General features: G+C 69.4%; 24 protein-coding genes and 1 pseudogene. 14 read left to right on the plus strand and 11 right to left on the minus strand.

The features are described 5' to 3' along the window. The first annotated feature begins 10 nt into the window (after positions 1-10). The gene (locus G6N30_RS01320; protein ID WP_134060868.1) at positions 11-1,414 is read left to right on the plus strand and encodes an acyl-CoA synthetase; all 1,404 of its coding nucleotides are present in this window, start codon (positions 11-13) and stop codon (positions 1,412-1,414) included. Continuing rightward, complete coding sequence (locus G6N30_RS01325; RefSeq protein WP_134060743.1) at positions 1,405-1,755, plus strand: VOC family protein; 351 nt, start codon at positions 1,405-1,407, stop codon at positions 1,753-1,755. Before G6N30_RS01320 ends, G6N30_RS01325 begins: the two co-directional genes overlap by 10 nt. Before the next feature lie 6 nt (positions 1,756-1,761). Here G6N30_RS01325 and G6N30_RS01330 read toward each other — a convergent pair whose 3' ends face one another. The 3 genes and pseudogenes from G6N30_RS01330 to G6N30_RS01340 form a co-directional block, all read right to left on the minus strand. Further along, on the minus strand, positions 1,762-2,163 hold the full coding sequence (locus G6N30_RS01330; RefSeq protein ID WP_134060744.1) for a DUF302 domain-containing protein: 402 nt from the start codon (positions 2,161-2,163) through the stop codon (positions 1,762-1,764). 30 nt (positions 2,164-2,193) lie between these two features. Next, entirely contained in the window at positions 2,194-2,463 is a 270-nt protein-coding gene (locus G6N30_RS01335; RefSeq protein ID WP_134060745.1) for a metal-sensitive transcriptional regulator, read from the minus strand. 74 nt (positions 2,464-2,537) lie between these two features. Then, a pseudogene (locus G6N30_RS01340) lies at positions 2,538-2,666 on the minus strand (rhodanese-like domain-containing protein); the annotation flags it as partial. 136 nt (positions 2,667-2,802) lie between these two features. Between G6N30_RS01340 and G6N30_RS01345 the strand changes: the two are divergent. Then, positions 2,803-4,182 carry an MBL fold metallo-hydrolase gene (locus tag G6N30_RS01345; RefSeq protein ID WP_134060746.1) on the plus strand — a complete coding sequence of 460 codons (1,380 nt, stop codon included), beginning with the start codon at positions 2,803-2,805 and terminating at the stop codon, positions 4,180-4,182. A gap of 2 nt (positions 4,183-4,184) precedes the next feature. Further along, the gene (locus tag G6N30_RS01350) at positions 4,185-4,958 is read left to right on the plus strand and encodes a sulfite exporter TauE/SafE family protein (RefSeq protein ID WP_134060747.1); all 774 of its coding nucleotides are present in this window, start codon (positions 4,185-4,187) and stop codon (positions 4,956-4,958) included. Here G6N30_RS01350 and dapD read toward each other — a convergent pair whose 3' ends face one another. Continuing rightward, the gene (gene dapD, locus G6N30_RS01355; protein ID WP_134060748.1) at positions 4,959-5,906 is read right to left on the minus strand and encodes a 2,3,4,5-tetrahydropyridine-2,6-dicarboxylate N-succinyltransferase; all 948 of its coding nucleotides are present in this window, start codon (positions 5,904-5,906) and stop codon (positions 4,959-4,961) included. It abuts the gene before it with no gap. A 25-nt stretch (positions 5,907-5,931) separates the two neighbouring features. On the opposite strand from dapD, the gene dapE reads away from it, so the two are divergent. Further along, positions 5,932-6,999, plus strand: a complete 1,068-nt coding sequence (gene dapE, locus G6N30_RS01360) for a succinyl-diaminopimelate desuccinylase (protein ID WP_134060749.1) — start codon at positions 5,932-5,934, stop codon at positions 6,997-6,999. A gap of 129 nt (positions 7,000-7,128) precedes the next feature. Continuing rightward, positions 7,129-8,748, plus strand: a complete 1,620-nt coding sequence (locus tag G6N30_RS01365; protein ID WP_134060750.1) for an ABC-F family ATP-binding cassette domain-containing protein — start codon at positions 7,129-7,131, stop codon at positions 8,746-8,748. Between the two features lie 3 nt (positions 8,749-8,751). Here the strand turns inward: G6N30_RS01365 and G6N30_RS01370 are convergent, their stop codons facing one another. Both G6N30_RS01370 and G6N30_RS01375 read right to left on the minus strand, forming a co-directional pair. Continuing rightward, on the minus strand, positions 8,752-9,393 hold the full coding sequence (locus G6N30_RS01370) for an ESX-1 secretion-associated protein (protein WP_134060751.1): 642 nt from the start codon (positions 9,391-9,393) through the stop codon (positions 8,752-8,754). 9 nt (positions 9,394-9,402) lie between these two features. After that, positions 9,403-11,511 (minus strand): ATP-binding protein, encoded by a 2,109-nt coding sequence (locus tag G6N30_RS01375; RefSeq protein ID WP_134060752.1) that lies wholly within the window; start codon positions 11,509-11,511, stop codon positions 9,403-9,405. 32 nt (positions 11,512-11,543) lie between these two features. Between G6N30_RS01375 and G6N30_RS01380 the strand changes: the two genes are divergently transcribed. The 7 genes from G6N30_RS01380 (at position 11,544) to G6N30_RS01410 (ending at position 17,040) form a co-directional block, all read left to right on the plus strand. Continuing rightward, a complete protein-coding gene (locus G6N30_RS01380) occupies positions 11,544-12,104 on the plus strand; it encodes a cytokinin riboside 5'-monophosphate phosphoribohydrolase (RefSeq protein ID WP_134060753.1) in 561 nt (186 codons plus the stop codon). A 53-nt stretch (positions 12,105-12,157) separates the two neighbouring features. Beyond that, the gene (fadD6, locus tag G6N30_RS01385; RefSeq protein ID WP_134060754.1) at positions 12,158-13,936 is read left to right on the plus strand and encodes a long-chain-acyl-CoA synthetase FadD6; all 1,779 of its coding nucleotides are present in this window, start codon (positions 12,158-12,160) and stop codon (positions 13,934-13,936) included. Between the two features lie 19 nt (positions 13,937-13,955). Next, on the plus strand, positions 13,956-14,831 hold the full coding sequence (gene folP, locus G6N30_RS01390; protein WP_134060755.1) for a dihydropteroate synthase: 876 nt from the start codon (positions 13,956-13,958) through the stop codon (positions 14,829-14,831). Then, positions 14,828-15,793: a glucosyl-3-phosphoglycerate synthase gene (locus G6N30_RS01395; protein WP_134060756.1), complete on the plus strand. Its 966-nt coding sequence runs from the start codon at positions 14,828-14,830 to the stop codon at positions 15,791-15,793. Before folP ends, G6N30_RS01395 begins: the two co-directional genes overlap by 4 nt. 35 nt (positions 15,794-15,828) lie before the next feature. Then, positions 15,829-16,140, plus strand: a complete 312-nt coding sequence (locus tag G6N30_RS01400) for a DivIVA domain-containing protein (protein WP_134060757.1) — start codon at positions 15,829-15,831, stop codon at positions 16,138-16,140. Next, entirely contained in the window at positions 16,137-16,757 is a 621-nt protein-coding gene (locus G6N30_RS01405) for a DNA-3-methyladenine glycosylase I (protein ID WP_134060758.1), read from the plus strand. Before G6N30_RS01400 ends, G6N30_RS01405 begins: the two co-directional genes overlap by 4 nt. A gap of 115 nt (positions 16,758-16,872) precedes the next feature. Next, positions 16,873-17,040: a DUF3117 domain-containing protein gene (locus tag G6N30_RS01410; RefSeq protein WP_005059648.1), complete on the plus strand. Its 168-nt coding sequence runs from the start codon at positions 16,873-16,875 to the stop codon at positions 17,038-17,040. 75 nt (positions 17,041-17,115) lie between these two features. On the opposite strand, the gene glgA is transcribed toward G6N30_RS01410, so the two are convergent. Next, a complete protein-coding gene (gene glgA / locus G6N30_RS01415; protein ID WP_134060869.1) occupies positions 17,116-18,279 on the minus strand; it encodes a glycogen synthase in 1,164 nt (387 codons plus the stop codon). Between the two features lie 173 nt (positions 18,280-18,452). Here glgA and glgC point away from each other — a divergent pair, with 173 nt between their 5' ends. Continuing rightward, positions 18,453-19,667 (plus strand): glucose-1-phosphate adenylyltransferase, encoded by a 1,215-nt coding sequence (gene glgC, locus G6N30_RS01420; RefSeq protein WP_134060759.1) that lies wholly within the window; start codon positions 18,453-18,455, stop codon positions 19,665-19,667. A gap of 6 nt (positions 19,668-19,673) precedes the next feature. On the opposite strand, the gene G6N30_RS01425 is transcribed toward glgC, so the two are convergent. The 4 genes from G6N30_RS01425 to G6N30_RS01440 are packed head-to-tail and all read right to left on the minus strand — an operon-like array spanning position 19,674 to position 23,542. Then, positions 19,674-20,348: a methyltransferase family protein gene (locus G6N30_RS01425; protein WP_134060760.1), complete on the minus strand. Its 675-nt coding sequence runs from the start codon at positions 20,346-20,348 to the stop codon at positions 19,674-19,676. A gap of 14 nt (positions 20,349-20,362) precedes the next feature. Then, positions 20,363-21,958: an ABC transporter permease gene (locus tag G6N30_RS01430; RefSeq protein WP_134060761.1), complete on the minus strand. Its 1,596-nt coding sequence runs from the start codon at positions 21,956-21,958 to the stop codon at positions 20,363-20,365. After that, positions 21,955-22,896, minus strand: coding sequence for an ABC transporter ATP-binding protein (locus G6N30_RS01435; RefSeq protein ID WP_134060762.1), 942 nt, complete (start codon positions 22,894-22,896; stop codon positions 21,955-21,957). The genes G6N30_RS01430 and G6N30_RS01435 overlap by 4 nt, the downstream gene beginning before the upstream one ends. Further along, a complete protein-coding gene (locus G6N30_RS01440) occupies positions 22,859-23,542 on the minus strand; it encodes a TetR/AcrR family transcriptional regulator (protein WP_134060763.1) in 684 nt (227 codons plus the stop codon). The genes G6N30_RS01435 and G6N30_RS01440 overlap by 38 nt, the downstream gene beginning before the upstream one ends. Positions 23,543-23,599 lie beyond the last annotated feature (57 nt).

Genomic DNA, 23,599 nt, shown 5'->3' on the forward strand with positions numbered 1-23,599 from the left:
CCTCGTCGGCGTGTTGCTGACCTCGCTGAACCCTGCCGCGGTCGCCGGCGGCGCCGACATCTCCGACGCCGTCACGATCGGGGAGACAGTGCTCAGCCGCAGCGATCTCGTCGGCGCCGCGACGTCGGTGGCCGAGCGTGTCGGTGGGGCGCGTCGGGTTGCGGTCCTCGCCACACCCACGCCCGCGACGGTGCTGGCCATCACCGGCTGCCTGATCGCCGGTGTGCCCGTCGTCCCCGTCCCCGCCGACGTCGGTGTGGCCGAACGCCGCCACATCCTCGCCGACTCGGGCGCTCAGGCCTGGCTGGGTGAGAAGCCGGAGGACGCCGACCTTCCACACATCCCGGTCCGGCTTCACGCCCGGTCCTGGCACCGCTACGCCGAACCGCATCCGGACTCGGCCGCCCTGGTCATCTACACCTCGGGTACCACCGGGCCGCCCAAGGGCGTGGTGATCAGCCGCCGCGCGATCGCCGCGGACCTCGACGCGCTGGCCGAAGCGTGGCAGTGGACCGCCGACGACACGCTGGTCCACGGTCTGCCGCTCTACCACGTGCACGGGCTGGTGCTCGGACTGCTGGGTTCGCTGCGCACCGGTAGCCGGTTCATCCACACCGGCCGTCCCACCCCCGAGGCCTACGCGCAGGCCGGCGGCACGCTGTACTTCGGGGTGCCGACGGTGTGGTCCCGTATCGCCGCCGACGAAAACGCCGCGCGCGCACTGAGTTCGGCGCGTCTGCTGGTGTCGGGCAGTGCGCCGCTGCCCATTCCGGTGTTCGACCGGGTCTCCGCGCTGACCGGTCACCAGCCGGTTGAGCGATACGGCAGCACCGAATCGCTGATCACCCTGAGCACCCGCGCCGACGGTGAACGCCGGCCCGGCTGGGTCGGTCTGCCGGTGCCCGGTGTCGAGACGCGACTCGTCGACGACGACGGCGCACCGGCCGCCCAGGACGGGGAAACCATTGCCCGCCTCGAGGTTCGCGGCCCGATGCTGTTCGACGGCTACCTCAACCGGCCGGACGCGACCGCCGACGTGCTCAGGGCGGACGGCTGGTACCGCACCGGCGACGTCGCGGTCGTCGACCGTGACGGTATGCACCGCATCGTCGGACGCGAATCGGTCGACCTGATCAAGACGGGCGGGTTCCGGGTCGGGGCGGGGGAGATCGAGACCGTCCTGCTCGGACACGACGGAGTCGACGAGGCCGCGGTGGTCGGGGTGCCCGACGACGACCTCGGTCAGCGCATCGTCGCGTTCGTGGTCGGCGACGCCGCCCCCGAGATACTGATCGGCTATGTGGCCGAACAGCTTTCGGTGCACAAGCGGCCGCGCGAAGTGCGCATCGTCGACAGCCTGCCACGCAATGCGATGGGTAAGGTGCTCAAGAAGGAGCTGACTCGATGGGTGTGAGATTCACCGATCTGTGTGTCGACGCGGCCGACACCCAGTCGCTCGGCAGCTGGTGGGCCGAAGTGCTCGGGTACACCGGGGAGGTCACCGACGACGGCGACGTGGTCCTCCGCCCGCCCGCCGGTGGGGGACCGAACCTGCTGTTCCTCGCCGTGCCGGAAACCAAGGTGGTCAAGAACCGCCTGCACATCGACCTCACCCCCGATGATCAGGAGGCCGAGGTCGACCGGCTGATCGGGTTGGGCGCCCGCCGGGTCGACATCGGTCAGGGCGACCAGAGTTGGGTGGTGCTGGCGGACCCCGAGGGCAACGAGTTCTGCGTCCTCGCCGCGCAGGACTGAGCGCGCTCAGGCACCGGCCAGCGCGTCGATCACCGCCTGAAGCCGTTCGGTGACCTCGTCGGCGATCGGCTGCAGCTGCGCCTCGCCGGTGACGTCGGCGAGCAGCTGAGGGTTCATCGCCTCGACGACCGTGGTGTTCGGATCGGACGGGTCGCTGCGCACCACCACGTTGCACGGCAGCAGCAGGCCGATCTGGCGGTCGACGCCGATGGCGCGGTGGGCCAGCGGGGGATTGCAGGCGCCGAGGATCAGATAGTTCTCCATGTCCTCACCGAGCTTGTTCTTCAGCGTCGACTGGACGTCGATCTCAGTCAAGACGCCGAAACCTTGCTCGGACAACGCTTCCCGCGTGCGCGCCACAGCGTCGTCGAACGTGGTGTTCAGGCTGGTGGACAGTGCGATGCTCATCATGACTCCTTTGTCTCGATGGTGGGGCGGTCAGGCCAACGCGAGGAACAGCTTCTCGAGTTCGGCGACGGTCATCGGATCGCGCGCGTCTGTCCCGTCTCCGGCAACGCATTCCCGTAGTCCGGTCGCGACGATCTTGAACCCGGCCCGGTCGAGCGCCCGGGACACGGCCGCCAGCTGGGTGACGACGTCTTTGCAGTCACGGCCCTGTTCGATCATCGAGATGACGCCGGAAAGCTGGCCCTGCGCCCGGCGGAGCCGGTTGAGGACCGCGTCGATGGCTTCCTGATCGCCGACCATGGTGGTTCCTTTCGTTCACCTGATGTCAGGGTACCCTGGGGGGTATACCCCGGAGAGGAACAAGCGGGGTGCTCTCAAGATTCCCGTGACCGGTCGGCTGTCAGCTGGCTGACGATCGTCTGTGCGTCGCAGGTCGCGCTGCCGCGGTTGTACGGCAGCCGGGCCAGCAGCATCCCCATGGCACAGCTGTTCGTCAACGCCGCGAGGGCGGGTGCGGCCATGGCTGGTGTTCCTTTCGGTGGGGATCGGAGGTCGGGAACTTATACCCCTGGGGGTATAGTGAAGATATACCCACGGGGGTATCCGAACGGAAGCCCCGAAACCGGAGGAGAGAAACCGATGATCCTGGAGCAGTACTACATCGAGTGCCTTTCGCACGCCTCGTACCTGATCGGTGACGAGACGACGGGACGCGCCGTCGTTGTGGATCCCCGCCGCGACATCACCGACTACCTGGCCGACGCCGAGAAGTACGGGTTGACGATCGAAGGCGTCATCAACACCCATTTCCACGCCGACTTCGTCTCCGGCCACCTCGAACTGGTCGAGGCGACCGGCGCATGGATCGGCTTCGGTGAAGCCGCGGAAACGGACTATCCGATCCGGCGGCTCAGCCACGGCGAGCGTCTGTCCCTCGGGCAGGTGGACCTGGAGACCCTCTCCACCCCGGGGCACACCTGGGAGTCGATCAGCATCCTCGTGCGCGAACGCCCCGATGCCGAGCCCACCGCGGTCCTGACCGGCGACTCGCTGTTCATCGGTGACGTCGGCCGGCCTGACCTGGTCAACATCGGCGACAGCTCGACCAGTGATCTTGCCCGGGCGATGTACCGCACCATCCACGAGACACTGATGACCCTGCCCGATTCCGTAACGGTGATGCCCGCTCACGGCGCGGGCTCGTCGTGCGGCAAGAACCTGTCGACCGAGCTCACCTCGACCATCGGCAAACAGCGGCTGAGCAATCCGTCGGTACAGCCGATGAGCGAAGAGGACTTCGTCGCGATGCTGACCCACGGGCAGCCCGCTGCTCCTGCCTATTTCGCCTCGGACGCCGCGATGAACAAGCGGGTGCACCCACTGCTGCGTCAGGACCGCGCGGTGCCCGAGATGTCACCGCGGCAGCTGCGCGCCGCACTCGATACGGGGGTGCGTGTAGTGGATGCCCGTGGCGTCGAGGATTTCGCCGCCGGACACCTGCGCGGATCGGTCAACGTCGGATTCGACGGGCGCTTCGCCGAGACCGGCGGCATGGTCGCCGACATCGGTGACGAACTGGCTCTCATCACCTATCCAGGTGAAGAGCAGGACGCCGCACTGCGCCTGGCCCGCATCGGGTTGGACAACGCCGTCGGCTACCTCAACGTCGGCCGGGACGGCCGGTTCCCCGCCGAACTGGCCGATCTCGTCCAGACGGCGTCACGGGTCGCGGTGACCGACCTGGACCGACTGCTGGACGAGAATGCGGTGACATTGATCGACATCCGCAACCCCGGTGAACGCGAAGCCGGCGCGATTCCCGGCTCGCTGCACATCCCGCTGGCGCAACTGCGGACGCGGGTGGCGGACGTCCCCACCGGCAAACCTGTCGTCCTGCACTGCGCCGGCGGATGGCGATCGAGCGTAGCCGCGTCGCTGTTGCGCGCCAACGGAATCGATCAGGTCGCCGATCTGCTCGGCGGGTACAACGCGTGGGTGGACGCCCACGCCGCGGTGTGACGATGACCCTCGCGGCGGGGCTGGGTCTCGGCGCGCTGATCGGCGTGCTGCTGGGCCTGCTGGGCGGCGGGGGTTCCATCCTCGCCGTCCCGGCCCTGGTCTACGGGATGGGCCTGGACATGGGGCAGGCCATTCCGGTGTCGCTGATCGTCGTCGGCGCCGCCTCCGCCGTCGGGGCAATCCCGAAAATCCGCGCCGGACAAGTGCAATGGCGAATGGCGGCGATGTTCGCCGCGGCAGGCATCCCCGCGACCATCGCCGGCAGCGCCGTCAGCAGGCACCTGCCCGAGTCGGTGCTGCTGATCGGGTTCGCGGTGCTGATGGTCGTGGCGGGTGTCCGCCTGCTGCGTGACGACGGCCGAACCGGCACCGCGTGTGCGGTGCGGACCGGGAAGGTCAACTGGCGCAGGTGTATTCCGCGGTCCCTCGGCGCCGGCCTGCTCGTCGGCGTGCTGACCGGACTCTTCGGGGTCGGCGGTGGATTCCTGATCATCCCGGCGCTCGTGGTGCTGCTGGGCGTCGAGATGTCGACGGCGATCGGCACGTCGCTGCTGATCATCGTCGCCAACTCCGTGGCAGGCACCGCCTCACACCTGACCGGGGTCGACGTCGACTGGTCGAGCACCGCCGCATTCATCGCGGCCGCGATGGTCGCGTCGCTGATCGCCGGCCAGGTCGGCACCAAGGTCGACACCGCCCGCCTGCAGCGCTGGTTCGCCTATCTGGTGTTCGCGGTCGCGGCCTACGTGGTCGTGGCGACCGTCGTCGGCGGCTGATCAGTTCGCGTGCAGCGCCTCGTTGAGGGTGATGCCGGTACCGTCACGCTTGACCACCTCGACGGCGCCGGACACCGAGTTGCGCCGGAACAACAGGTTGTTCCCACCCGAGAGCTCGCGGGCCTTCACGGTCTGCCCGTCGCTCGTCTGGACCTTGGTGCCCGCAGTGACGTAGAGGCCCGCCTCCACCACACAATCGTCACCCAGCGAGATGCCCACACCGGCGTTCGCGCCCAGCAGGCACCGCTTGCCGATGGAGATGACCTCTTTGCCGCCGCCGGACAGCGTGCCCATGATCGACGCGCCACCGCCGACGTCGGAGCCGTCGTCGACCACCACGCCGGCCGAGATGCGGCCCTCGACCATCGAGGACCCCAGTGTCCCGGCGTTGTAGTTCACGAAGCCCTCGTGCATCACCGTCGTCCCCGCCGCGAGGTGGGCGCCCAGCCGCACCCGGTCGGCGTCGGCGATGCGCACCCCCGTCGGCGTCACGTAGTCGACCATGCGCGGGAACTTGTCGATCCCGTAGACGGTGACCGAGCCGCGACGGCGCAACCGGGCGCGAACTGTCTCGAAGCCCTCGACCGCGCACGGCCCGAAATTCGTCCACACCACATTGGCCAGCACCCCGAAGATGCCGTCCATGTTCGCGCCACGCGGCTGGATCAGCCGGTGGGAGAGCAGGTGCAGCCGCAGGTAGGCGTCGTAGCCGTCGGCCGGCTTGTCCTCCAGCGACGAGATGACAGTGCGGACGACCACGACGTCGACGTCACGGTCCTCGTCGCGGCCGGTGAGCTCACCGAGTTCGGCGGGCACCTCGGCGACCGACATCCGCACCGTGCCGGACTCGCCGAGATCGTCGCCCAGTTCGGGCGCCGGGTACCAGGTGTCGAGGACGGTCCCGTCGGCGGCGATGGTGGCCAGGCCGATTCCTGCAGCAGAAGTCACGGGGCTAGAGACTACCGTTGACCTCATGGGCCTGGATTTGCACGGTGACCCCGTCGACCTGACCGCCGCGCTGGTCGACATCCCCAGCGAATCACGCCACGAGAAGCGCATCGCCGACGAGATCGAGACCGCGCTGCGGGAGCAGACCGAGGGCTTCGAGATCATCCGCAACGGTGACGCGGTGCTGGCCCGCACGCACCGCGGCCTGCCCTCACGGGTGGTGCTGGCCGGGCACATCGACACCGTGCCCGCCGCCGACAACGTGCCCAGCCGACGTCAAGGCGACGACCTGTATGGCTGCGGCACCTCCGACATGAAGTCCGGGGACGCGGTGTTCCTGCATCTCGCCGCCACCGTCGACGAGCCCGCGCACGACATCACACTGGTGATGTACGACTGCGAGGAGATCGAGGCCTCCGCCAACGGACTCGGCCGCATCGAACGCGAATTACCCGACTGGTTGCGTGCCGACGTGGCGATCCTCGGCGAGCCGTCGGGTGGCCTCATCGAGGCCGGCTGCCAGGGGACGCTGCGCGTGGTGGTGAGCGCCACCGGGACACGCGCACACTCCGCGCGATCCTGGTTGGGCGACAACGCGATCCACAAGCTCGGCCCGGTCCTCGACCGGTTGGCGGCCTATCAGGCCAGAAGCGTCGACATCGACGGTTGCGTCTACCGGGAGGGTCTCTCCGCGGTGCGCGTCGACGGCGGCATCGCGGGCAACGTCATCCCCGACGCGGCTTCTGTCACGGTCAACTTCCGGTTCGCGCCCGACCGCACCGTCGCGCAGGCGCTGGCGCATGTGCACGAAGTGCTCGACGGACTCGACGTCACCGTCGAGCAGACCGACGCCGCCGCCGGAGCGCTGCCGGGGCTGACCAGACCGGCCGCCGCCGCCCTGGTCGACGCGGCCGGCGGGCAGGTGCGCGCGAAGTACGGCTGGACCGATGTGGCGCGGTTCGCCGCACTGGGCGTCCCCGCCGTCAACTACGGCCCCGGCGACCCCAACCTGGCGCACCGTGCCGACGAACGGGTCGAGGTCGGGCAGATCACCGCGACGACCGAGGTGCTGCGGCGTTATTTATCCGCTTGACGGATGGTTTTATCCTGGAACGCATGTGGGGAGACGACGACATCTCCGGGTGACCGGAGACCGAACGCCTGATTCGTTGTCGTCTCCTGCGGCGCCGAGGTGCCCGCAGCGTCCTCCCGAGGTCTTCCCATGTCTCCGTCATCGATCGTCTGTTCCGGCCTGTCGTTCGCCTGGCCCGACGACACCGTCGTCTTCACCGACCTGACCGCCTCGTTCGGGGCGGGCCGCACCGGCCTCGTCGCGCCGAACGGCGCAGGCAAATCCACCCTGCTGCGGTTGATCGCCGGGCAGTTGCAGCCTTCCGCGGGCAGCGTCACCGTCAGCGGGACGCTCGGCTACCTCCCGCAGACCCTGCCACTGGCCGCCGACCTGACCGTTGCCGATGTGCTCGGCGTGGCGCCGGTGATCGCGGCGCTGAACGCCCTGGCCGCCGGGGACGCGGGCGACGCGGTGTTCACCGCGATCGGCGACGACTGGGACATCGAGGAACGCGCCCGCGCCGAACTCGACCGGCTGGGCCTGGCACACGTCGGGCTCGACCGGACGCTGAGCACACTGTCCGGCGGTGAGATCGTCTCGCTCGGCCTGGCCGCCCAGCTGCTCAAGAGGCCGGACGTGCTGCTGCTCGACGAGCCGACGAACAACCTCGACACCGACGCCAGGCACTCGCTGTACGCGGCGCTCGACGAGTTCCCCGGCGCACTGCTGCTGGTCAGTCACGACCGGGTGCTGCTCGACCGGATGGACCGGATCGCCGAACTGTATCGGGGCGAGATCGTCTTCTACGGCGGCAATTTCGCGGTCTATCAGGAGACGGTGCGCCAGGAACAACAGGCCGCCGAGAACGAGCTGCGCAGCGCCGAACAACAACTCAAACGCGAGAAGCGCCAGATGCAGGAGGCCCGTGAACGCGCGGCGCGGCGCTCGAGCACCGCCGCACGCAACCTGGCCGACGCCGGCCTGCCGAAGATCATTGCCGGTGCCCGAAAGCGCAGGGCGCAGGAGTCGGCGGGCAAGGCCGACGACGTCCACGCCAAGCGGGTGGGTGACGCCCGGTCACGGGTGGACGACGCCGAGCGGTCACTGCGCGACGACGATGCGATCGTGCTCGATCTGCCGGGCACCAGCGTCCCCGCGGGCCGCGTGCTGTTCACCGGCGAGGGGCTGCGCATGGCGCGTGGTGGCCGGGAGTTGTTCGGCCGCATCGGGATCGATCTGTCGATCCGTGGTCCGGAGCGCATCGCGCTGACGGGGGCCAACGGTGCGGGCAAGTCCACCCTGCTTCGCATCCTCGCGGGCGCCGTCGACCCCGATGAGGGCTCGGTGCAGCGCGCCGACGGCCGCGTCGCCTACCTGTCGCAGCGCCTCGACCTGCTCGACGACGAGTTGTCGGTGGCGGACAACCTGGCCCGCTTCGCGCCCGAGATGGGCGTGACCCGCAGTCGGCACCTGTTGGCGCAGTTTCTGTTTCGTGGTGACCGCATCCACCTGCCGGTCGCGGCGCTGTCCGGTGGCGAACGGCTGCGGGCGACGCTGGCGTGTGTGCTCTACAGCGAGCCCGCGCCGCAACTCCTGCTGCTCGACGAGCCGACGAACAACCTGGACCTGGTCAGCGTGGGTCAGCTCGAGTCGGCGCTCGACGCGTACCGTGGCGCGTTCGTCGTGGTGAGCCACGACGAGCGGTTCCTCGCCGAGATCGGCGTGAACCGGTGGTTGCGGCTGGCCGACGGGGCCCTGGTCGAGAGGTGACGGTCAGACCTCGCGCGTGTGGTCCGGCGCCGATTCAGCCGGGGCCGCGGGCTCGGGTTCCGCCTGCGGCTCGCCCGTGGCTGCCTCGCCGCCGCCCTCTGCGGCGCCCGTGGCCGCCTCGACGATCTGCTGGACACCCTGCATCACCTGTTGCGGGACCTGCTGCAATCCCTGTACGAGGCCCTGTACCGCGCCGCTGCCCTGCTGACCCATCTGGCCCAGTTGCCCCAGCTGGCCGAGCACCTGGCCGACAGCCCCGGTCGCCCCCGAAGCGCCCGACGTGCTCGACGCGGGGCTCGCGCCGCCACCGGCGCCGTCCGCCGGACCGCCGGCGCCTTCCATCGTGGCCTTGAGCTTGCCGGCCGACCGCTCATCGCCCTTGTCGTAGGCCGCGGCGGCCTTCCCGAGCAGCTCGGCGATCTTGTCGCCGCTCTTGGCGGTCGTCTGCAGAGTGCCCTGGCGCGCGCCGAGCAGGCCGCTCAGCGCGTTCTGCACCGCGAAGGCGATCTGCCCGTGCGAGGTCTCGACACCGGCGACAGTCGGTGCGCCGCTGACCAACTGGGCGACCCCCGCGGCGATCTCGGCATGTGTCTGCGAGAACTGACGCAGACCATCGGTCTGCACGAACAACGGCCCACCGGTCATGGGCCCAGTTTAAGGGCCGCTCGACGGCGCCTGAGGCGGCAATTTCCGGGCGCGCACCGCGTCCGCCTGGCGGACGGCGTCGGCCGCCGCGCTCTGCCAGCCCATCCCGGCGAACGCCGCCGCCGCCTCGTCGAGGCCGTCAGCGTCCGATGCGGTGAACGCCCTGGCGTGCAGAAGAGCGATCCTGCCGAATTCGCAGTCGACGCCGAGGCGGGCCATGTGGTCGCCTGCGCGGGAATCGCCCAGGCGCACCGCGGTGTGCAGCGCGCGCAGCGCCACCGCCAACTGGCCGCCGCGCTCGGCGGTGCGTGCCGCGTCGCGGGCGGCGGCGACCGCGCCGTGCGAATCGTGTCGCGCCGACATCGTCCACGCCCGGCCGAGGGCGAGCTCCGGCGCGAACAGCATGGACTTGAGCCCGTGGCGAGATTCCGCGCGCGCCAACGCCTTTGCGGCCTCCACGGCGGCACCCTGTTCACCGAGGGCCCGAGCCAGCAGCATCCACGCGAGCGGACCCCAGGAGTAACCCGTCGGCGCCAGCGTCGCCGCCGCGTCGCGCAGCAGTGTCACTGCGCCGTCCACCTCGCCGCGGGCGATGAGGACGTCGGCGATCAACACCTCACCGATCGCCCGGCCCGGCTGCTGCAATTCGGCGAATTCGGTGAGCCGGCGCGCCAGTTCGTGTGCGCGCTCCAGGTCGCCGGTCAGCATCAGCGCCGTCGTCTGCCCGAACCCGCTGGTGAACCGCAGCAGGCCGGGATGATTGGCCGCCGCCGCCCGCTCCGCCAGCGCGTCGACCTCGATGAACCGCCCCATCCGCGCGCAGCTGAGCGCGGCGGCGGCCGCCGCCCACCCGACCGCTGTGTCGTCGGCGTGTGGGGACGCCAGCACTCCGCCGGCGATCTCCATGGCCCGGCCCGGCGTGCCCGCGTTCATCGCGAACGTCGATGACAGCGCGTCGATCGTGGTCCTGGCCGCCGGGCTGACGGCTCGGTTGCGGACGGTGCGCAGGAACGCGGTCGCGCGCTCGGGTTCCGACAGCATCCAGAACCGGTTGGCCGCGCACGGCAGCGCCCACGCCATCAACTCCGCTTCGTCCAGCGCCGACTCGTCGACACCGGCCAGCACCTCCTCGGCGTCGCGTCCGCGGCCCTGCCACCCGAGTGCGTATCCCAGCGCCAACCGCGCCCGCAGCTCGCCCGACTCCTGCAGTGCCGCACGCGCCAACCGCTCGCTCAGCACCAGGTCGCCGAGCCGCAGCGCCTCCTCGGCGGCAGCCGTCAACGCCGCGGAGGGCACGTCGTGATCGCTGTCGAGCGCCATGGCCGCCACCTGCAGCCGGTCCAGCACCCCGGCGGGTCCCGCCGCAGCCAGGCGGGCCACCACGTCGGTGCGCAGCCTGCGCAGATCCGGTCCGCCCAGCCGGTCGCGCACCCCGTCGACGAACAGCGGATGGCCGGCGCGGGCCAGGTCACCGTCGACGGCGACCGCGCCCGCATCCGTCGCGGCGGCCACCGCCTCGTCACCGGCCAGCGCGCGCAGGTCCGCGACGGGCAGCGGATCGCACACCGCGAGGTACTCCAACGCCTGCCGCGCCGGCGCCGAGAGATCCGCGACGAAGGATTCGACCTGGCTCGCCACCCGGGCGTCGTCGTGACCGGGTGGCTGCACCTCGACGCGGGCCAGCAGATCGTCCTCCCACAGCGCGGTCACCTGGGCGGGTACGGGGACACCGGCGGCCACCGACACCACCAGGCCGGCCGTGCCCGTCAGCGCCAGTTGATACAGCAGCGTCGCCGACAGCGGGTCGAGCAGATGCGCATCGTCGACGAACAGCATCCGCTCGCGCAGGCGTTCCCGCGCGGCCCGCACGATCGCCGCCGTCTTGCCCGCGGCGGGGATGTCGATGAGATGACGGAAGGCGCCGAACGGAAGCACGGCGTTCGACGCGGTCCCCGTCACCCACGCGCCGGGACCGAGCCGTTCGGCCGCCGCGCGCAGCAGCGTCGTCTTGCCCACTCCGGCCGGGCCGATCAGCACCGCGCCCGAGCGTCCGCGCACACCCGCCTCGAGGGAATCCAGTGCCGGTTGGTGCGGCGCCACCACCCAGTCGACAGGCACGGCCGGATTCTAGGACCGTCTAGGTTGTCCGTGTGTCCGATCAGCCCGACCGCCCGTGGGCGGTGTGTGTGTACTGCGCCTCCAGCCCGACCGACGAGAGGTTGCTGGCTCTGGCCGCCCAGGTCGGGGAGGCGATCGCCGCCCGCGGCTGGACGCTGGTGTCCGGTGGCGGCAACGTCTCGGCGATGGGCGCCGTCGCGCAGGCCACCCGGGCGCACGGCGGCCGGACCGTCGGGGTGATCCCCAAGGCGCTGGTGCACCGCGAGGTGGCCGATGTCGACGCCGACGAACTCGTGGTCACCGACACGATGCGGGAACGCAAACAGGTGATGGAGGACCGCGCCGACGCCTTCTTGTCGCTACCTGGGGGTATCGGCACACTCGAGGAATTCTTCGAAGCCTGGACCGCGGCATATCTGGGTATGCACGACAAGCCGGTGGTGATGCTCGATCCCATCGGTCACTACGACGGTCTGCTGGCCTGGCTGCACGGTCTGGTCGACAGCGGCTACGTCGCGCAGAGCGCGCTCGACCGGTTGATCGTCGTCGGGGACGTCGACGAGGCGATGGCGGCATGTGCCCCTCGCCGCTGATCGGGCGCGGCTAGGGTGTTGCTCACAGACGACGATCGGAGGGTTTGCACAGCATGAGCGACCAGAAATCGGGGACTCGCAGCAGCGTCGGATTGCTGGACATCGCCGGGAGGCTGCCCGGGTTTCTCATGGACGTGCCGACCATCCTGGGCGGTGTCGTCACCGGCTTCGGGGCCAGGCCGTCGGCGAAGACGTCGATCGGCAAGGTCTTCCAGGAGCGGGCCGCCAAGTACGCCGACAAGACCTTTCTGAGGTTCGAGGACCAGGAGATCTCCTACCGCGAGGCCAACGAGACCGTCAACCGCTACGCCGCGGTGATGGCCGCCCGCGGCGTCGGTCAGGGCGACGTCGTCGCGATCATGCTGCGCAACTCCCCGGAACCGGTCCTGCTCATGCTGGCCGCCGTCAAATGCGGCGCGATCTCCGGGATGCTCAACTACCACCAGCGCGGTGACGTGCTCAAGCACAGCCTCGGCCTGCTCTCGGCCACGCTCGTGATCACCGACCCCGACTTCGTCGACCCCATCAAGGAATCCGGCGCGGACACCGACGGCCTGCTGACGATCGACGAGTTCGACCGGCTCGCCGAGACCGCCCCGACCACCAACCCCGCGTCGGCGTCGGCCGTCCTCGCCAGGGACAAGGCGTTCTACATCTTCACCTCGGGCACCACCGGCATGCCGAAGGCCAGCGTGATGACGCACTACCGGTGGCTGCGCGCACTGGCCGGGTTCGGCGGGCTCGGGGTGCGCCTCAACAGCGGCGACACCATGTACTGCTGCCTGCCGCTCTACCACAACAACGCGCTGACGGTGGCGCTGTCGTCGGTGCTGAACGCCGGTGCGACGCTGGCGCTGGGCAAGTCGTTCTCGGCGTCGAAGTTCTGGGACGACGTCATCCGCTACGACGCCACCGCGTTCGTCTACATCGGCGAGATCTGCACCTACCTGCTCAACCAGCCCGAGAAGGACACCGACCGCAAGCACAAGGTCCGGGTGATCTGCGGCAATGGCCTGCGCCCGGCGATCTGGGACGAGTTCACCAACCGGTTCGGCATCAAGCGGGTCTGCGAGTTCTACAGCGCCAGCGAGGGCAACACCGCCTTCGTCAACGCCCTCAACGTGGACAAGACCACCGGCATCTGCCCGACTCCCGTCGCGTTCGTCGAATACGACGGGGACACGGGTGAGCCGGTCCGCGACGAGAAGGGGCGGGTCAAGAAGGTCCGCAACGGCGAGCCGGGTCTGCTGCTGAGCAAGGTCAGCAACTTCCAGCCGTTCGACGGCTACACCGACAAGAAGGAATCCGAGAAGAAGCTGGTGCGCGACGCCTTCAAGGACGGCGACGTCTGGTTCAACACCGGCGACCTGATGCGCTACCAGGGCTTCGGCCACGCCGCGTTCGTCGACCGCCTCGGCGACACCTTCCGCTGGAAGGGCGAGAACGTCGCCACCACCGAAGTCGAGGCCGCGCTGTCGATGGACCCGACCGTCGACGAGTGCACGGTCTACGGCGTCGAGGTCGAAGGCACCGGCGGCCGCGCGGGCATGGCGGCCATCAAACTCAACGAGGGCAGCGACTTCGACGGCAAGACACTCGCGCAGACCCTCTACGACCGGCTGCCCTCGTACGCCGTGCCGCTGTTCGTCCGCGTCGTCGACGAACTCGCGCAGACGTCGACCTTCAAGAGCCAGAAGGTCGACCTGCGCAAGGAGGGCCACGGCAACCACATCGACGATCCGCTGTACGTGCTCAAGGGCCCCGACGAGGGTTACGTCGAGTACTACGACGAGTACCCCGAAGAGGTCAAAGCCGGGAAGCGACCGAAGTAGCGGTCTCTAGCCTGGGGGTGTGGAGTCGACCTTCTGCGGACGCCGGGTGGCCGGTGACCGCGCGTTGATCATGGCGATCGTCAACCGGACGCCGGACTCGTTCTACGACCGCGGCGCGACGTTCACCGACGAGGCCGCCAAGTCCGCCGCGCACCGCGTCGTCGAGGACGGCGCCGACGTCGTCGACGTCGGAGGGGTGAAGGCCGGCCCCGGTCAGACCGTGGACGCCGACGAGGAGATCGCCCGCGTCGTGCCGTTCATCGAATGGCTGCGCAGCACGTTCCCGGACGTGGTGATCAGCGTCGACACCTGGCGGGCGGCGGTGGCCGAACAGGCGTGCGCGGCCGGCGCCGACCTGATCAACGACACCTGGGGCGGCGTCGACCCGGAACTGCCCGCGGTGGCGGCGAAGTTCGATGCGGGCCTGGTGTGCTCACACACCGGGGGCGCGGTGCCGCGCACCCGCCCGTTCCGGGTGAACTACGGCATCACCGAACGCGGTGTGGTCGACGACGTCATCGCCGAGGTGACCGCCGCAGCGCAGAGGGCGGTCGCCGCCGGGGTGGCCGCGGACCGCATCCTCATCGATCCCACGCACGATTTCGGCAAGAACACTTATCACGGTCTTACTTTGTTGCGGCACGTGGAAGAGCTTGTAAAAACTGGATGGCCGGTCCTGATGGCACTGAGCAACAAGGATTTCGTCGGGGAGACTCTGGGTGTGGGTTTGACTGAACGCCTCGAGGGCACCCTCGCTGCTACCGCACTGGCTGCCCAGGCCGGCGCGGCAATGTTCCGGGTGCACGAGGTCGGGCCCACTCGGCGCGTTCTCGAAATGGTCGCGTCGATCCAGGGCGTGCGTCCGCCGACGCGCACGGTGAGGGGACTGTCATGACATTGACTCCGGAACTGGTGACACCAGAACTGCACGACGCCGACGCCATCGCGCGGCACCGCTGGTTCGACACGCACAGCTGGAACCGCCCGGACTGGACGATCGCCGAACTCGAGGCCGCCAAGGCCGGGCGCACCGTGTCGGTGGTGCTGCCCGCGCTCAACGAGGAAGGGACCGTCGCCGGCGTGATCGAGACGATCACCCCGCTGCTCGGCGGCCTCGTCGACGAGTTGATCGTGCTGGACTCCGGGTCCACCGACGACACCGCGATCCGTGCCCTGGCCGCCGGTGCACGGGTGGTGAGCCGCGAGACGGCGCTGCCCGAGGTCGCCCCGCAGCCGGGTAAGGGTGAGGTGCTGTGGCGCTCGCTGGCCGCCACCACCGGCGACGTGATCGCCTTCGTCGACTCCGACCTGCTCGACCCCGATCCGATGTTCGTGCCGAAACTGCTCGGGCCCCTGCTGCTCACCCCGGGTGTGCACCTGGTCAAGGGCTTCTATCGGCGGCCGCTGAAGGTGAGTGGACGCGAGGACGCCAACGGCGGCGGCCGCGTCACCGAACTGGTGGCCCGCCCGCTGCTGGCATCGCTGCGGCCGGAGCTGACCTGTCTGCTGCAGCCGCTGGGCGGTGAGTACGCCGGTACCCGCGAGCTGCTGACCTCGGTGCCGTTCGCCCCGGGATACGGCGTGGAGATCGGACTGCTGGTCGACACCTACGACCGGCTGGGCCTCGACGGCATCGCCCAGGTGAACCTCGGCGTGCGCACGCACCGCAATCGCCCGTTGACCGAACTCGCCTCGATGAGCCGTCAGGTGATCGCCACACTGATGTCGCGCTGCGGCATCGGTGACTCCGGCGTCGGGCTCACCCAGTTCTACGCCGACGGCGACGGCTTCACCCCGCGTGCCTCGGGTGTCTCGCTCGACGACCGGCCGCCGATGATCACGCTTCGGCCGCGGTGAGCGCTCTGTCGTAGCCGTCGGGCAGTATCGATGCCGTGACGTTGATACTGCTCTACCTGGTGGTGCTCGTCCTGGTGGCCATCGTGCTGTTCGGGGTGGGCAGTGTGCTGTTCGGCCGCGGGGAATCATTGCCGCCACTTCCGCACGGGACCACCGCGACGGTGCTTCCGGCCTCCGGCGTCACCGGTGCCGACGTCGAGGCCCTGAAGTTCACGCAGACGCTGCGCGGTTACAAGGCCAGCGAGGTCGACTGGGTGCTCGACCGGCTCGGTCAGGAGATCGACGCGCTGCGCGGTGAACTGGCCGCCGTGCACGCCGCCGCGCAGGTGGCCGAGGAGTCCCCGTGACCGAGGCCGTCGTCGACGACGGCCGGGTGCGGTGCGGCTGGCTCGACGGATCCCGGCTCGCCCCAGCGGATTTCATCCTCTACCGGGACTACCACGATTACGAGTGGGGGCAACCGGTGCGGGAGACGCCCGCGCTGTTCGAGCGGATCAGCCTGGAGGCCTTCCAGAGTGGTCTGTCGTGGCTCATCATCCTGCGCAAGCGGGAGAACTTCCGGCGGGCGTTCGACGGGTTCGACATCGAACGCGTTGCCGGCTACACCGAACGCGACGTCGACAGGTTGATGGCCGACACCGGAATCGTCCGCAACCGCGCGAAGATCGAGGCCACCATCGCCAACGCGCGCGCCGCGGCCGCCCTCTCGGACACCGGGGTCGATCTCGCGGAGTTGCTGTGGTCGTTCGCACCGCCGAACCACACCCGGCCGGCGAACCTGTCGGAGGTGCCTGCCGTCACCCCCGAATCGACCGCCATGGCCAAGGATCTCAAGCGCCGCGGCTTCCGTTTCGTCGGTCCGACGACGGCCTACGCGCTCATGCAGGCGACCGGAATGGTCGACGACCACATCGCGACATGCTGGGTGCCACCGGTCGGTGCGGCGCTTCGACACAGCAGTTAAAACGGGTCTTCGTACGCGTACCCGAGGGGATAGGGAACAATAGAGGAGTTGTGTATCGGTTTCGCCGAGAGGTGGGCGGATCCGGGCGGTTGGTTCATTGTGGAGGGAGCTCTCGATGGCGGCGATGAAGCCCCGGACCGGTGACGGTCCACTGGAAGCAACCAAGGAGGGGCGAGGGATCGTGATGCGGGTGCCACTGGAAGGTGGTGGCCGACTCGTCGTCGAACTGACCCCCGACGAGGCGGCCGCGCTGGGCGACGAACTGAAGAACGTCACCAGCTAGCGGTTTTCGGCTTCATCCGGCGCGGCGGCCCTCGGGCCCCGCGCCGGTTCACCGAACCCCCATGGTGAATCCGGTCTACTGCGACACCTTGCGGTAGATCTCCATGGTCTGCTCGGCGATGTGCGCCCACGAGAACTCGGCGATGCACCGTTCCCGTCCGGCGGCGCCGTAATCGCGGGCGCGTTGCGGTTCGGCGATCAGGGAGTTGACCGCGTCGGCCAGCCGCGTCTCGAAGAAGCCGGTGTCGCCGGCGTCGTAGTGCACCAGCAGTCCGGTCTGATGGTCGGCGACGACCTCGGGAATCCCGCCCACATCGGAGGCCACGACCGCCGTCGAACACGCCATCGCCTCGAGATTCACGATGCCCAGCGGTTCGTACACCGAAGGGCACACGAAAACTGTTGCTGCTGACAATATTTCGCGGATCTTGCCGATCGGCAGCATCTCCCGGACCCAGAACACACCGGTGCGGGCACGGGCGAGCTCCTGCACCGCGGCCGTCACCTCGGCCGCGATCTCGGGCGTGTCCGGCGCCCCCGCGCACAACACCAGCTGCACCTCGGGCGCGAACCGGTGGGCGGCCGCCACGAGGTGCGCCACCCCCTTCTGGCGGGTGATCCGGCCGACGAACGCCACGATCGGCCGCGTCGGATCGACGCCGAGCTCGGCCAGCACCGACTCGCCGGGCTGGGACTGGACGGGGTACCAGACGTCGGTGTCGATGCCGTTGCGCACCACGTGCACCCGACCGGGGTCCAGTGCCGGATAGGTCTTGAGCACGTCGTCGCGCATACCGGAGCTCACCGCGATCACCGCGTCGGCGGCCTCCACCGCGGTCTTCTCCACCCACGACGACACCCGGTAGCCGCCGCCGAGCTGTTCGGCCTTCCACGGCCGCATCGGCTCCAGCGAGTGCGCGGTGAGCACATGCGGGATGCCGTACAGCAGCCCCGACAGATGCCCGGCCAGCCCGGCGTACCAGGTGTGCGAGTGCACCACGGTGGCCTGCACCGCGGCGTTGACCATGTTCAGGTCCGCCGAGAGCGTCGACAGCGCGGGGTTGGCGCCCTTGAGCGCCGGGTCGGGTGCGGCGACGAAGGCGTCCGGGCGCGGCGCGCCCATGCAGTGCACGTCGACGTCGCAGAGCCGGCGCAACTGCGCGACGAGTTCGGTGACGTGTACGCCTGCTCCGCCGTAGACCTCGGGTGGATACTCCCGAGTCATCATCGCCACCCGCATGGTCATGACGGTAGTGGACCGCACCCGGCTGACACAGTCCTGTTCGCGAACGGGATTGCGCGGGGACCGGACGGGTATGCCGATTTACGAAATCGTCGTTCCACCACCCGTGAACGCGTAATCAATGGTGTCAATGGCTGGCCCCAGTCACCACCGCCGGATAGGTTTGAGACATGAGGGAATTGCCACACGTGCTGGGCATCGTCCTGGCCGGCGGGGAGGGCAAGCGGCTGTATCCGCTGACTGCGGACCGGGCCAAACCGGCGGTTCCCTTCGGCGGCGCCTACCGGCTCATCGACTTCGTGCTCTCGAATCTCGTCAACGCGCGTTACCTGCGGATCTGTGTGCTCACGCAGTACAAGTCGCACTCGCTGGACCGGCACATCTCGCAGAACTGGCGGCTGAGCGGCCTGGCGGGCGAATACATCACCCCGGTTCCCGCGCAGCAGCGGCTCGGGCCCCGCTGGTACACCGGCTCCGCCGATGCGATCTACCAGTCGATGAACCTGATCTACGACGAGGATCCGGACTACATCGTGGTGTTCGGCGCCGACCACGTGTACCGGATGGACCCCGAGCAGATGCTCCAGTTCCACATCGAGAGCGGTGCGGGGGCGACGGTCGCGGGGATCCGGGTGCCGCGCGCGGAGGCCACCGCGTTCGGGTGCATCGACTCCGACGAGTCCGGCCGCATCCGCAGCTTCATCGAGAAGCCCGCCGACCCGCCCGGTACCCCCGACGATCCCGAGCAGACGTTCGTCTCGATGGGCAACTACATCTTCACCACCAAGGTGCTCATCGACGCCATCCGCGCCGACGCCGAGGACGACGACTCCGACCACGACATGGGCGGCGACATCATCCCGCGCCTGGTCTCCGACGGCATGGCCGCGGTCTACGACTTCAGCAACAACGAGGTGCCCGGCGCCACCGAACGCGACCACGGGTACTGGCGCGACGTCGGGACGCTCGACGCGTTCTACGACGCGCACATGGATCTGGTGTCGGTGCACCCGATCTTCAACCTCTACAACAAGCGCTGGCCGATCCGCGGTGAGTCGGAGAACCTCGCGCCCGCGAAGTTCGTCAACGGCGGCTCCGCGCAGGAATCGGTCGTGGGTGCGGGGAGCATCATCTCCGCGGCGTCGGTGCGCAACTCGGTGCTCTCGTCCAACGTCTACATCGACGACGGCGCGATCGTGGAGGGCAGCGTCATCATGCCCGGCACCCGGATCGGCCGCGGCGCGGTGGTGCGGCACGCGATCCTGGACAAGAACGTCGTCGTCGGGCCGGGTGAGATGGTCGGCGTCGACCTCGAGAAGGACCGCGAACGGTTCTCGGTCAGCGCGGGCGGTGTCGTCGCCGTCGGCAAGGGCATCTGGATCTGACGCCGGTCACCACACCCCGGGGAGCAACCGGTAGCGCACGGTGCGCGTGTACTCGCGGTAGCCGGGCAACTGCTCGGTCAGCAGCCGCTCCTCGTCGAGGACCCGCAGTGCGAGCAGCGGAACAGCGGCGGGCGCCACGAGCATGCCCCAGTACGAGTCGAGGGCGAGCGGCGTGGCGACCATCATGGTCAGCGCACCGAGGTACATCGGGTGGCGCACGACCCCGTAGAGGCCCGTCGACACCAGCTGCTGTCCGTCCTCGACGGTGATCGTCGCCGCGGCGTAGCTGTTCTGGATGATGACGAGTTGGGCGAACAGCAGGCCGACCGCCACCAGCGCATTGCCGAGAATGACGACCGCGAGCGGGACCGCGGACCAGCCGAAGCGGTGGTCGAGGGCGCTGAGGACGAGGACGGCCACCACCGAGGCGATGGTGCCGACCATGAGGGCCTTCTGCACGGGGCGGGTCTCTGCGGTGGGGCCCGCCTTCATCCGCCGCTGCAGGGCGGCGGGGTCGTGCACCGCCAGGTACAGGCTCGGCCCGATGGTCGTCACCATGAACACCGCGATGAAGACCCACGCCTGCCAGTAGTCGAGGGTGCCGGCCGGCACGAACAGCAGCACCCCGAAGAAGGCGAGCCCCGCCACCGCCGATGCGAGGGTCTGCAGCGCGAGCTTCATCGCTCCGCCTCGACTCAGACCGCGTCGCGGCGGCGGTACAGCCAGCCGGCGATAGCGGTGAACGCCGCGGCCACCACGCACATCACTGTCAGCGCGGCCAGTGAATAGTCGCTGGGCGCCGTCGTCTGCCCGACCGGGGAGGCGTCGAGCAGCCACTGCGGCAGGCGCAGCAGTGCACCGAGGTACAACGAGACGACGATGAACGCCACCACCAGCCAGGCGATCCAGGGCCGGCGCAGCGCGACCGCCAGCGCGGCGACACCGGCGACCACCGCCATCGCGGGGACGAACGCCAGCCCGGCGACCGTGAGGTCCACGATGGTGGCCGGCTCACCGATCGTCAGGCCCGCACCGAGCCCGTTGCCGAAGCCGGCGCCCGCCATCAGCAGCGTGGCCCCCAGGAGCGCGGCGGCCACCGCGCCGAGCAGCCAGCGCCACCGCGAGACCGCGCCGGCCAGCACGGCCTCCCCGGTGCCGCTCTGCTCGTCGGTGTGCACCCGCAGCACCGCGCTCACCACGTAGGCGCTCGCCGCGGCGGCGAGGAACTGCGTCATCGTGGTGTAGACCCCGTCGGTGCCCTGAGCGGCCAGCACCTGGGCCAGCAGCTCGTTGGTCTCCGCGGCGTCCATCAACGATTTCGTCATCGAGCCGAAGGCCAGCCCGCCGAGGAAGAGCCCGATGCCCCAGCCCACCGTCAGCCCGCGCTGCAGTGTCAGGTGCAGGCCGAAGACACCGCGGATCGGCGGTGCGCCGGGCCGGTCGCCCCGGGTGGGCAGGGTGCCGTCGTCGTACTGCCTGCGCCGCTCCAATTCCGAGGCCAGCGCGATGAGCGCCACCGTGAGGGCGACCAGCAGGGCCAATGGCCACCACCGCAGGTCGACGAACGCCCGCATCTGCTGTGCCCAGGCGATGGGGGAGAACCAGCTCAACGTGCTGCCCGAATTGTCGATGACGTCCCCGATGCCGCGGACGAGCGCGGCCAGCGCCAGTACCCCCATCGCGGCACCGGTCGCGGTGCGGGCCTGCCGCCACAGCTGGGCGGTGACCGCGGCGACGGTCCCGAACAGCATCGACACCGCGGTCACGCCCAGGCACATGCCCAGGGTGTCGACGACAGCGAACCCGGCCGCGGACATGGCCGCCGTCATCGTGACGGTGAACACCGCGTTGACCGCGCCGACCAGGATCAACGCGGCCGATGTCCGCGCGTACCGGCCGACCACCGAAGACAACACCAATTCCGCTGCGCCGCTTTCCTCTTCGGCCCGGGTGTGGCGGATGACGGTGAGAATGGACAGGATCGAGGCGGCGACGATCAACGTGAGCATCAGCTCGTTGGCCATCATCGCGCCAAGGTCGGTTTCGCGGACGCCGAACATGGGGCCGCCCATGATGATTCCCGCCGGCGTCTTCATCAGGTTCACCCGCGCCAGCCGCTGCGGCTCGTCGGGATAGGCCAGCTTCACCGCGTTCGGGGCGTACACCATCATCAGCGTGAGCACCGCGATCCACACGCTCAGCCGGATGCGGTCGCGACGCAGCGCCAACCGGATCAGTTCGGCGACACCGGTGTACGACGAAGTCGTCCGGGCGGGCGCCACGGTGCTCATCGTGCCGCCCCCGAGTATTCGCGCAGGAACATGTCCTCCAGCGATGCGGGCGTGACGGTCAACTCCGCGATGCCGAGATCGGTCAACCGCGTCATCGCCGCGTCGAGGTCTCGGCGGTCGACGGAGAACCGGGCGCCGCCGTCGACCGCCGTGAAGTCGTGGACGAACGGGGCGTTCTGTAGCACCGCGGCGTCGTCGCGGGTCCGGACGCTGACCGTCGTGCGCATCAGGTGACGCAGTTCGTCGAGCGGACCCGAGCGTACGGTGCGGCCCGCCCGGATGATCGTCACGGTGTCGCAGAGTTTCTCCACCTCGGCGAGGATGTGGCTGGACAGCAACACCGCCGCACCGTCGCGGGCGGCCTCGGCGACGCAGCGTTGAAAAGCCTGCTCCATCAACGGATCCAGGCCCGAGGTGGGTTCGTCGAGAATGTAGAGATCAGCACCGGTGCTGAAGGCGGCGACCAGCGCCACCTTCTGCCGGTTGCCCTTCGAATACGTGCGGGCCTTCTTGTGCGGATCGAGTTCGAACCGTTCGATCAGCTCGTCGCGCCTCGTCGTGTCCAGGGCGCCCGGCCCGCGCAGGCGGGCCAGGAAGTCGATGGCCTGCAGACCGGTCAGGTTGGGCCACAGCGTGACGTCACCGGGTACGTAGGCGATGCGCCTGTGCAGTTCGACCGCATCGCGCCACGGGTCGCCCCCGAGCAGGCGGACAGTGCCCGCGTCGGCCCGCAGCAGCCCGAGCAGCACACGGATCGTGGTCGATTTGCCCGACCCGTTCGGGCCGAGGAAACCGGCGATGTCGCCGGAAGAGACGCTCAAGTCGAGACCGTCGACCGCCTGGGTCCGCCCGAACGTCTTGACCAGTCCGCGGATCTCGACCGCGAGCGGTGCGGTGCCCTCAGGCTGTCGCCGGGGCCTGCGTGTCTGGACCGTCATCACCGTCTCCTAGTTTCTCGGGAAAGGCGTCCTTCTGGAGGAAGGCGTCGTACATCGTGGAATCGGCCATCAGCCCGTTGGTGTAGATCTCGAGTGCGGGCAGGACCATGTCTTGCGAGTAGTCGCGCAGGACCCGGCGCAGATCGGTCGGGTCCTCGTGCATCTGCAGGTACAGCAGGAAGCCGCCGCCGCCGGCCATCGCGAGAAACCGGGCGCGGGCCTTCGGGTCGCGGCTGGGTTTGACGGTGCCGGCCCGAACACCCTCGTCGAGGTACTGCTCGACGTTGTCGATCATCCGGCGCCACAGCGTCCTCGCGAGCTCACCGCCGGCCTGCATGCTGCGCGCCAGGTACGCCATCATCGGCGCGAACGACTCGATCTCGGCCATCGTGGCGAACCAGGTCGCCGGGTCGTTGCTCGTGATCGACTCGGACTTGCTGGCGAGGATCTCCTCGGCGATGTGGTCGTCGCAGGCCTTGCGCAGTCGGTCCTTGGACCCGAAGTGGTGGATCACCAGGGCGGCGCTCACCCCCGCGGCCTCGGCGATGGTGCGCACGCTGACGCCGAAGCCGTGCTGGCCGAACTGCTCGATCGCCGCGTCGCGGATGCGGGCGGCGGCGGTACGGTCATCGGCGGCTGAACGCATGTTCAGTATGCTAAACGCGCGTTCAGTCGGCGGTCAAGAGCTTGGTGAAAGTCGCGC

It is taken from the genome of Mycolicibacterium litorale (assembly GCF_010731695.1).
GTDB classification, from domain to species: Bacteria; Actinomycetota; Actinomycetes; order Mycobacteriales; family Mycobacteriaceae; genus Mycobacterium; species Mycobacterium litorale.

Coding starts and splice junctions, on each gene's coding strand:
- G6N30_RS01325 (WP_134060743.1), top strand. CDS start 1,405: ATGGGTGTGAGATTCACCGATCTGTGTGTCGACGCGGCCGACACCCAG.
- G6N30_RS01330 (WP_134060744.1), bottom strand. CDS start 2,163: ATGAGCATCGCACTGTCCACCAGCCTGAACACCACGTTCGACGACGCT.
- G6N30_RS01335 (WP_134060745.1), bottom strand. CDS start 2,463: ATGGTCGGCGATCAGGAAGCCATCGACGCGGTCCTCAACCGGCTCCGC.
- G6N30_RS01345 (WP_134060746.1), top strand. CDS start 2,803: ATGATCCTGGAGCAGTACTACATCGAGTGCCTTTCGCACGCCTCGTAC.
- G6N30_RS01350 (WP_134060747.1), top strand. CDS start 4,185: ATGACCCTCGCGGCGGGGCTGGGTCTCGGCGCGCTGATCGGCGTGCTG.
- dapE (WP_134060749.1), top strand. CDS start 5,932: ATGGGCCTGGATTTGCACGGTGACCCCGTCGACCTGACCGCCGCGCTG.
- G6N30_RS01365 (WP_134060750.1), top strand. CDS start 7,129: ATGTCTCCGTCATCGATCGTCTGTTCCGGCCTGTCGTTCGCCTGGCCC.
- G6N30_RS01370 (WP_134060751.1), bottom strand. CDS start 9,393: ATGACCGGTGGGCCGTTGTTCGTGCAGACCGATGGTCTGCGTCAGTTC.
- fadD6 (WP_134060754.1), top strand. CDS start 12,158: ATGAGCGACCAGAAATCGGGGACTCGCAGCAGCGTCGGATTGCTGGAC.
- G6N30_RS01395 (WP_134060756.1), top strand. CDS start 14,828: ATGACATTGACTCCGGAACTGGTGACACCAGAACTGCACGACGCCGAC.
- G6N30_RS01410 (WP_005059648.1), top strand. CDS start 16,873: ATGGCGGCGATGAAGCCCCGGACCGGTGACGGTCCACTGGAAGCAACC.
- glgA (WP_134060869.1), bottom strand. CDS start 18,279: ATGCGGGTGGCGATGATGACTCGGGAGTATCCACCCGAGGTCTACGGC.
- glgC (WP_134060759.1), top strand. CDS start 18,453: ATGAGGGAATTGCCACACGTGCTGGGCATCGTCCTGGCCGGCGGGGAG.
- G6N30_RS01425 (WP_134060760.1), bottom strand. CDS start 20,348: ATGAAGCTCGCGCTGCAGACCCTCGCATCGGCGGTGGCGGGGCTCGCC.
- G6N30_RS01430 (WP_134060761.1), bottom strand. CDS start 21,958: ATGAGCACCGTGGCGCCCGCCCGGACGACTTCGTCGTACACCGGTGTC.
- G6N30_RS01435 (WP_134060762.1), bottom strand. CDS start 22,896: ATGACGGTCCAGACACGCAGGCCCCGGCGACAGCCTGAGGGCACCGCA.
- G6N30_RS01440 (WP_134060763.1), bottom strand. CDS start 23,542: ATGCGTTCAGCCGCCGATGACCGTACCGCCGCCGCCCGCATCCGCGAC.